The organism is Nocardia sp. BSTN01, assembly GCF_015354405.1.
In the GTDB taxonomy this organism is placed as follows: domain Bacteria; phylum Actinomycetota; class Actinomycetes; order Mycobacteriales; family Mycobacteriaceae; genus Nocardia.
In genome coordinates, this window is record NZ_JADKYP010000108.1 from 1 (window position 1) to 8,358 (window position 8,358).

Genomic DNA, 8,358 nt, shown 5'->3' on the forward strand with positions numbered 1-8,358 from the left:
CGAGGACCGCACGCACCGCGGTGAACGCGCGGGCCGGCGGAATGCCGTAGGAGGCGGTGTCGAGATAGGTGGTGTCGACCGCGAATTCGTGGCCGGCCAGAGCGGGAACATACGCCGAGGAGGTCATGTGGCTATGGTCGCGAGCGAGTGGCCCGCCGGTCCATAGCCAGCGGGGGCCCGCTGGACCGCTCGAAGGTGCCGAATCTCCCGCGACCGGCGCAGCGGAGGCCGCTCGCCGCGATCTCAGCTGTCGTTCGCCGCGCCCACCTCCTCGGCCCGCAACCGCTGGGCGGCCGCGTGGTCGTGGGTCGGCACCACCGTCACCGTCGTGCGCGCCAGGTGCAGCCGGTGCAGGGTGCGGAAGGTCAGATCGCGATCGTCATCGGCGAAACCGCCCGGGTAGCTTGCCTTCTGGCGGACCTTGTCGATCTGCAGATGATGCCAGGCGGCATCGCCGGCGAGCAGGACCCAGCCGCGCCGGGTGTGGGCGAGCACGCCGATACTTCCTGGGGTGTGCCCGGCCAGATCCACCAGCACCACCGTCCCGTCACCGAACAGATCGTGGCTCGCGGTGAACGTCAGCACCGGCGGTCCGTCGAGGTCGTATTCGACCACCGGCCGCTCCCGCAGCGCATCCCGGACGCCGCCGACCGGCGCGACCGGACCGGTCGTGATCCACCGCTGCTCGACGCGATGCATGTGGACGGGCAGTCCGGGCAGATCCAGCAGACCGCACACATGGTCCCAATGCGCGTGCGTGGGCAACGCGAAATCCAGCGGTCGCGGATCGTGCTCACGCAGTGAATCGACGGTCGCGACGGTGGCGGCCGGTGGCCGCACCGCGACCCGCAGGACCGCCGGGAGCTGCGCGATCGCGCGTCGTTCGGCGTCCAGGCAGACGCCGGGGTCGACCACGAACCGGGCCTGCGGATGTTCGACGACGAAGGCGGTCAGCGCGTTGTCGATCCGGCGCGGGGTGAACGTCCCCTCCACGACCGCCGCCGTCGGCACGGATCGCGGCGCCTGCGGTAGCGCGCGCACCGAGACGGTGCCCCGGGGCTCGGGCAGCCCGGCGTCGGGGATCGAGGCCAGGAAACGCCGATCGAGCCGGCGGGGCAGCATCAGGCCGCGCACGGAACCCGCTGCGACGGTGCAGCATTCGAGCACACTCGGTGTCTTCACCTGATCCGGCATGTCATCCGTCCCTTCTGTGGTGGTCGCGAACGACGGGATCGCCGCCACGTGTCGTGGCACGATAAAACTTAAGGTCGACATGAAGTAAAGGGGTGAGGCCGGCGATGGACGAGGGACTGAGGATCGGTGACGCCGCCGTGGCGGTCGGCGTCGAGGCGCATGTGCTGCGCCATTGGGAATCGGTCGGGCTGCTGCATCCGGCCCGCAGTCCCTCCGGGCATCGCGCCTACGACGAACAGACCCTCGACCGGGCGCGGCTGATCCGCACCCTGCAGCGCACCGGGTTGTCGCTGCGCCGGATCCGGGAACTCGGTCTCTCCGGGCGCGACGAGCGGCGCGCCCTGATCACCGACGAGCGGGCCCAGTTGCGCCGCCGCATCGACCTGTTCGAGGCCACCGATCGCTTCCTCGCCCATATCCTCGACTGCCGGCATCCGATCCTCGCCGAATGCCCCGACTGCTCCGGTTTCCTCGCCGCGTACGGCGACGAGCGAGACCGGTACGAGCTCGCGGATCGAGCCCACCCGACGCTGTCCGCTCACTGAGGCAGGCGTGACCGGCTGCCGGGACGCTGTCGCGCACTCTTGTTGCGGTACATCGCGGTGTCGACGGCGTGCATGAGATCGTCGACCGCCTCGGGTTGCCGGGTGACCAGCGCGGTTCCGATCGACGCGCCCACCGTGATCGACCCGCCGGCCACCCCCACCGGTTCGCCGAGCGCCGCCAGCAGCCGGGCCGACATGTCGACCAGTCGCGCCTCACCCGCGCACTGCTCGACCAGCACGATGAACTCGTCGCCGCCGATCCGTGCGGCCAGCCCGTCGGGCTCGGCGGCCGCTCCCAGTCGCTCGGCGACCGTGCGCAGCACACGATCACCGATGGTGTGGCCGTAGTCGTCGTTGATCTCCTTGAACCCGTCCAGGTCGAGATAGCACAGGCCGATGGGTGGCTCGGCCCGCGTGAGCCGGTCGAAGAACAGCAGCCGGTTGGCGAGCCCGGTGAGGTCGTCGTGGTGGGCCTCGTACCAGAGCCGGTCGGCCAGCGCCTTGCGTTCGGTGATGTCGACGGCCACCCCGATGAGGAATCGCACGCTGCCGCGCGCATCCCGCACCACCGACATGGACAGGTCGATATCCGAGTGATGGCCGTCGGGCCGGGTGAGCGAGGTCTCCATCCGGAACCGGTCCAGGCCGCCGGTCAGCAACTGCCGGAACTGGGTGTAGGCCTCACCGATGTTGTCCTCGCCGAGCACCGCCGCCACCGACCGTCCGATGATCAGCTCGATCGGCACCCCGAGCATTTCGGCGAAGGCGGCGTTGACGTCGCGGACCCTGCCGGTTTCGGCGTCGATGGTGCCGATTCCCACCGAGGCGCCGGCGAAGATGGCGCCGAACCGGGCCTCCGACAGTTGCCGCCGGGCCTGTTCCTCACGGACCGCGGCCAGGGCGGCACTCAGCGTGGTCTCCTGCTCGGCCAGGGCGGCGCCGCGCAGTGCCGCGGTGAATCCGGCGGCGAACTCTCCGGCCACGGTCACGGCGCGGTCGCGCACGGTCTCGTAGCCGGGATCGCCGGGGTCGGGGAAGATCTCGGCGACCATATCGCGGCAGATCACCGCGACCGATCGGCTGACCGCGGCGTCGTCGCGATAATTCGCGGCGACCAGCGACGAGGCGGCCAGCCGGGCCGCGTCGAGGCCGACGGTGCCGCGCAGCGCGCCCAGCAGTTCCTCACACAGGCCGGTGAGCAGGGCCTCGATCTCGGTTCGCGTCAGCGTCGGCGCGACCACTCCGTCGAGTGCGTCGGCCCACCGCGCCGCCAACTCCTGCGAACCCACCCTGCAACCCCTGCCTATCCCGTGGACTCCGTCACACCTTGTGCCCCACGCCGCCCAGACCGAGCGAGCGTCCCGGCGTTTCGTGCAGGTCACGCTCCGATTCGGGGCGCCACAGCGGTAGTTCGACGACGCCCGGCTCGACCGGTTCCCAGCCGGTGAACATGTCGACGATGGCCGCGCGGTCGCGAAAGCGGATGCCGACGCCGCTGGTCGATTCCTCGTGAATCCGAGCGGCCGCCTCCGGCCGGTGTGCCGAGGACAGATGGGAGATCGCGATATAACTGCCCGGTGCCACGGCTGCTCGCAACGCGGCGACCTGCTCGCGCGGACGTTCCTCGTCCTGCAGCAGATGCAGGACGGCGACCAGCAGCAGACCGACGGGTCGATCGAAGTCGACGAGGCCGGTCTCGCGGGCGCGGGTGAGCAGTTCCTCCGGCTTGCGCAGATCCGCCTCGATCGCGCCCGCGTGGTCGTTGCCGTGCAGGATGGTGGCCGCATGGGTGACCGCGACCGGGTCGATGTCGACGTAGAGAACTCGGATCGAGGGATCGATGTCCTGCGCGACCTCGTGCACGTTCCCCGCAGTGGGAATACCCGATCCGACATCGAGGAACTGCCGGATCCCGGAGTCGATCATGAATCGAACGGCTCGGCGCAGGAAAGCGCGATTGCTCAATGCCAGCCGCGGCAGATCCGGCACCAGCTTGCGCCCCTCCGCCGCCGCCCACCGGTCCACTTCGAAATTGTGGGAACCGCCCAGCAGCGCGTCGTACATCCGGGCCGGGCTGGGCCGTTGCATATCCACGCCCTCGGGCGCCCACGCTGGCCTGTCCACTCGAATCCCCTCTTGCCGATCGAGAATCGGCCCGCCGGATCGGAGGGCCCGGGGCCGATCTTGTCGAAGCCCAACTGTACGCCCACGCCGGGCCGGTCGGCGGACACACATCGGCCGCTCAGACCAGATTGATCGAGTCGAGGACACGGGCGCCGAGTTCGGCATCGCCGGTGATCGCGACGGCACCCGCCCGCCACGGCAGCCGCCGGGTGCCCCACTGCGGAAATTCCAGCGCCAGGGCGGCGATGTGGGCGGCGGCGCCGGCGGCCCGGCCGGGCCGTACCCGCAGCCGCCCGCCGCGTGGCTCGATCCGCCAGGTGCCGCCGCCGGGGCCGGTGAAAGTCAGTGCCACCGGGGCGTCGAGCCAGCTCAGCGCCTCGCGGTGGGAATGTTCCAGCAATACGGTGAGCCAGGTGAGGATGGCGTTCATGCGCAGCGCGTCGGTGGGTGGGGGCGGAAGGTCGAGCGCGGGTGCGATGTCGTGGCGCAGATGCGTGTGCCAGTCGAAGAGGAGCATCGCCGGAATCAGATCCAGCCGATACCAGCCCAGTTCGCCGATCGGGAGCTGGATGCGCCGTATCCCCGCCGCGGTGAACAGGGTCAGCGCCCGCAGGCCGCGCCGCGACCAGGTGTCGAACTCCGGCAACACGTGACGCGTTGTGTGGGAACGCTTTTCGTCCACCAGCTGTTCGTTCAGGCGCTCCACATCGCGGGTGGCGACGATGGCGGCGGCACTCGGGGTGAGCAGGGCGCGCACTCCTGTCGTCATGTGGATGACGACCTCGGCCACCGACCATCCGGCGGCCGCGCTGGGCGCGGCCCACTGCTCCTCGTTCAACTCTCCGCAGAATTCGATCACCGCGCGGCGCTCGTCGCTCAGGCCGGGCAGATATCGCGAACTCATCGGCAGACCTCGATGACCACCGAACTCCTCATGAACAGCGCACGCTACCGGTTCGTGGCCGCCGGGAGCCAGAGCGCGCGCCGATTTCGGCCCCTGACCGGCGCCGAGCACAGCGGCGGGACGTCACGGGCGACAGGACGGTGACACTCGCCGGCGTGCTGGAGAAGGGGCCGGGACCAATGGTTCGCCGAAACATTGCGGTGGACGCCTTCCTGTGCCGACTGGCGTTCCTGGCGGATCCGCCGTGCCACGTGGGCACGTGGCCAAGGTCGTCGTACCCGAGGTGACCGGTTCGCTGGGCTGTTGCCCGCATGCCGGCCGGGGCTCGAACGCCACGCGCGATGTGGACTTGTCGGTGCCATGGGGCATGCTCTTGGCACGCAGATGTCTACGAGCCCGCCCGGAGTACACCATGTCGTCCCCACGAACCAAACCGCAACCGTTGTCCGACACCGAGATTCGACAGATAGCGGCCGAGCTCGCCGACGGCCGGCCACCCATGGTGTGGTTCACTCCGGCGGCAGTGGGAGTATCCGAGGGGCGTTCGGGCAAGGTGATCGCACTCGGTGATCCCGCCGACGGAGACTTCCTGCAGGTCCGGCCGACCGGCTCGAAGGATGTCATGTCGTTCTCGCCGACCGAGGTCACATTGGCCAAGCCCGCCCGCAAGGACAAGCGCACCACCACATCCGGGACCACCGGCGCCACGCCGCCGGCAACGAGGAAGGACACCGCAGTGAGCATGTCGTCGTCCGTGACCGCGCCGCCCGCGCCGCCCACTCCGGCGGCGGTGCCCGCCGCGGCGTCGAAAACACCTGCGCCGCAACCCGCTTCGGATCCGAAACCGGCCGCCAAACCCGCCGCGACGCCCGCCCGCACTCCGCGTGAGAAGCCCGCCGCGGCCGCCCGCAAATCCAAGGCGCCCGAGGTGACGGTCACCCTGGCCGGCACCGCCGACGGTGAATGGACCGTCGACGTGGTGCACGGCAAGAAGCGCACCATCAAGGGGCTGTCGGTGCCGGGCGCGTCGGTGGTGCAGGCCGCGAAGTTGCTGCACCCCGAGGTCGCCGAGGTTGTGGACTCCGTCCTGGACGCCGTTCGAGACTCCCAGCGCGCCAAGGTCGAACAACTGCAGGCCGAACTCGAACAGGCCCGCCGCCTCCTCGACGAACTGTCCGGGTAGCCGGGCCGCTCGCCACCGTGCCCTCCGCGCGGGCGCGAATACGCGCCCGCGGTCTTGCGTTGACACCGATGACAACGTTTAGCGTTGCGGCCGCAGTGGCGAGAGGGAATTCATGCTGATCGGAGAACTGGCCGAGCGAGCGGGGACGAGCACCCGGATGCTGCGGTACTACGAGCAGCAGGGTCTGGTCCGGTCTCGACGGTCGGCGAACGGCTATCGCGTCTACGACGAGCACGAGGTGGACGTCGTACGCAAGATCCGGGATCTGCTGGAGCTGGGATTCGATCTGGCCGATACGCAGCCGTTCGTCACCTGTCTGCGCGGGGGCAACGGGTCGGGTGACGAATGCCCGGAATCGGTCGAGTCACTGCGTCGCAAATTGGCCGAGATCGACGATGCGATCGCCCGACTCGGCGCCGCACGCCGGCATCTGACGGACCGGATCGACGCTGTCACCGGGCCGCCGCCGAAGTGCGCGTTCACCTGCTAACTCGGAGGTTTTCCGGATGCGTTTCGCGGTCAGCTACAGCACGGCGTTCAACGGCACCGATCCCGATCGGCTCGTCGCCTTCGCCCGGCACGCAGAAAACTGTGGGTTCGACGGGGTCTACGTCCAGGATCACATCGCGCTGTATCCCGGGGCGGACTACGGCGCGGGCGAATTGCCGCCCACCCTGCCGTATTTCGATCCGCTCGACTGCCTGAGCTTCGTCGCGGCCGCCACCCGGCGGATTCTGCTCGGCACGGGAGTGTTGCTACTGCCCTATCGCCATCCGGTCGTGCTGGCCAAGCGGCTGGCGACGATCGATGTGTTGTCCCGCGGGCGGATGCGGCTGCTCACCGTCGGCCTCGGCAGCCTGCCGGGGGAGGCGAGAGCGTTGGGGGTCGACTACCGCACCCGCGGCCGCCGCACCGACGAGGCGATCGACGTGCTGCGGCTGTTGTGGTCGGGTGGCGCGGAGGGGGTCAGCCACCGGGGTGAGTTCTTCGCCTTCGACGATCTGTGCAGCTACCCCAAACCGCATGGAGTGAGCGAACTTCCGATCCACGTCGGCGGTTCCAGCGCGGCGGCCGCGCGGCGTGCCGGGCGGCGCGGCAACGGGTATTTCGCCGGTGGCATGCTGACCGAAGCCGAGCGCGACCGGCAGTTCGCACTGGCCCGCGACGCCGCCGTCGAGGCGGGCCGCGATCCCGCGGCTCTCGAGTACACGCGATGGGGATCGGCCGATATCTCCGTCGACCGTGCCGGACAACTCGGCGAACACGGTGTGCATCGCCTCGTCGTCGGATTCGCCGGAGCCGAACCCGCACAGCAATACGATCAGATGTCGGAATTCGCGCAACGTTTCGCGCTCGCACCCGAGGGCGCGGGCAGCGGTACCGACCGGCTGTCCGCGGTGTGATCGCCGCTCATACCGCCGGTTCGTGCCGGCGCACTCGCCGCCGGCTCTCGGCTTGGGACAGATGGCGCAGGTCGTCGTGGAATGCGCAGCCGAGCGAATAGTCCTTGGCGTGGTACATGGCCGAATCGGCTTCGCGCAGTAGGTCGTAGATGGTGGCGTCGGCGCTGCGCGGGCCGCTGCAGGCGATGCCGATGCTCGCGCCGATGGTCACCTCGGTGACCGACAGTTCGAAGGGTTTGCCGAAGGCGGCCAGCAGTTTCTCCGCGAGGACGGCCGCCTCGGCACGGTTGGCGCCGGCCAGCACCACGAATTCGTCGCCGCCGTAGCGGGCCGCCACGTCGTCGCGGTGGATGACACGGCGGATGCGGGCAGCGGCATTGGCGATGAGTTCGTCGCCGACAGCATGGCCGTAACTGTCGTTGATGGTCTTGAAGCCGTCCAGATCGAGGAACAGCAGGCAGATCGGGCGGCCGGTCCACAGTTCGCGATTGCGGGCCGGTGCGCGCAGCAACGCCGACCGGTTGAGCAGGCCGGTGAGCATATCGTGGTCGGCCTGGTACTGGGCCCGGCGTTCGCTGCGCGCACTGCGCACGATCGCCCGCTCGCTGCGCACCAGTACGCCCACCAGCAGCGTGGCGAGCAGGGCGGATACCACCACCCGGTCCACCGTGCCGACCCGCGCGCCGACGGTCGGCACCAGTGAGGCGACCACCAGCGTCACCGCGATCACGCTGGCGCGCTGGCGGGATCGGTGCGGATGTACCCGCCGGGCGCCGCCGAGGGTGACCATGGTCGGATGCAGCGCCGCCAGCCCGACCATCGCGTAGGCGACGAGCAGCGGCGTCAACAGCATGCGTGCGTCGAGGTGCACCGATCCGGCGGATTGCAGGTTGTAGCCGAGGTCGGCCACCAGGATCGCCAGCAGGCCGACGTGCACCAGCCGCAGCGAGGTCTCCGAACGCGACGACGTGACCACGGAATGGGTGACCAGCGTCAGCAGGAGGG

The 8,358-nt window shown here is 69.7% G+C and carries 9 protein-coding genes; 4 read left to right on the forward strand and 5 right to left on the reverse strand.

What is annotated here, in order from left to right; all coding sequences use genetic code 11:
* Positions 1-243: 243 nt before the first annotated feature.
* Complete coding sequence (locus IRT45_RS35520) at positions 244-1,254, reverse strand: MBL fold metallo-hydrolase (RefSeq protein WP_309241298.1); 1,011 nt, start codon at positions 1,252-1,254, stop codon at positions 244-246.
* Positions 1,255-1,298: 44 nt separating this feature from the next.
* Between IRT45_RS35520 and IRT45_RS35525 the strand changes: the two genes are divergently transcribed.
* Entirely contained in the window at positions 1,299-1,739 is a 441-nt protein-coding gene (locus IRT45_RS35525; protein ID WP_194810140.1) for a MerR family transcriptional regulator, read from the forward strand.
* On the opposite strand, the gene IRT45_RS35530 is transcribed toward IRT45_RS35525, so the two are convergent.
* From IRT45_RS35530 to IRT45_RS35540, 3 genes are all read right to left on the reverse strand, one after another.
* Positions 1,733-3,028, reverse strand: coding sequence for a sensor domain-containing diguanylate cyclase (locus IRT45_RS35530; protein ID WP_194810141.1), 1,296 nt, complete (start codon positions 3,026-3,028; stop codon positions 1,733-1,735). The genes IRT45_RS35525 and IRT45_RS35530 overlap by 7 nt on opposite strands.
* Before the next feature lie 31 nt (positions 3,029-3,059).
* Positions 3,060-3,863: an SAM-dependent methyltransferase gene (locus IRT45_RS35535; protein WP_194810142.1), complete on the reverse strand. Its 804-nt coding sequence runs from the start codon at positions 3,861-3,863 to the stop codon at positions 3,060-3,062.
* Positions 3,864-3,981: 118 nt separating this feature from the next.
* Positions 3,982-4,767, reverse strand: coding sequence for a maleylpyruvate isomerase N-terminal domain-containing protein (locus IRT45_RS35540; protein ID WP_194810143.1), 786 nt, complete (start codon positions 4,765-4,767; stop codon positions 3,982-3,984).
* A gap of 412 nt (positions 4,768-5,179) precedes the next feature.
* Here IRT45_RS35540 and IRT45_RS37620 point away from each other — a divergent pair, with 412 nt between their 5' ends.
* The 3 genes from IRT45_RS37620 (at position 5,180) to IRT45_RS35555 (ending at position 7,353) form a co-directional block, all read left to right on the forward strand.
* A complete protein-coding gene (locus IRT45_RS37620; protein WP_194810144.1) occupies positions 5,180-5,950 on the forward strand; it encodes a DUF6319 family protein in 771 nt (256 codons plus the stop codon).
* A 112-nt stretch (positions 5,951-6,062) separates the two neighbouring features.
* Entirely contained in the window at positions 6,063-6,440 is a 378-nt protein-coding gene (locus IRT45_RS35550; protein ID WP_194810145.1) for a MerR family transcriptional regulator, read from the forward strand.
* A gap of 16 nt (positions 6,441-6,456) precedes the next feature.
* Positions 6,457-7,353 carry a TIGR03619 family F420-dependent LLM class oxidoreductase gene (locus IRT45_RS35555; protein ID WP_194810146.1) on the forward strand — a complete coding sequence of 299 codons (897 nt, stop codon included), beginning with the start codon at positions 6,457-6,459 and terminating at the stop codon, positions 7,351-7,353.
* Between the two features lie 7 nt (positions 7,354-7,360).
* On the opposite strand, the gene IRT45_RS35560 is transcribed toward IRT45_RS35555, so the two are convergent.
* A partial coding sequence (locus IRT45_RS35560) for a GGDEF domain-containing protein (protein WP_194810147.1) occupies positions 7,361-8,358 on the reverse strand: 998 nt, incomplete at its 5' end.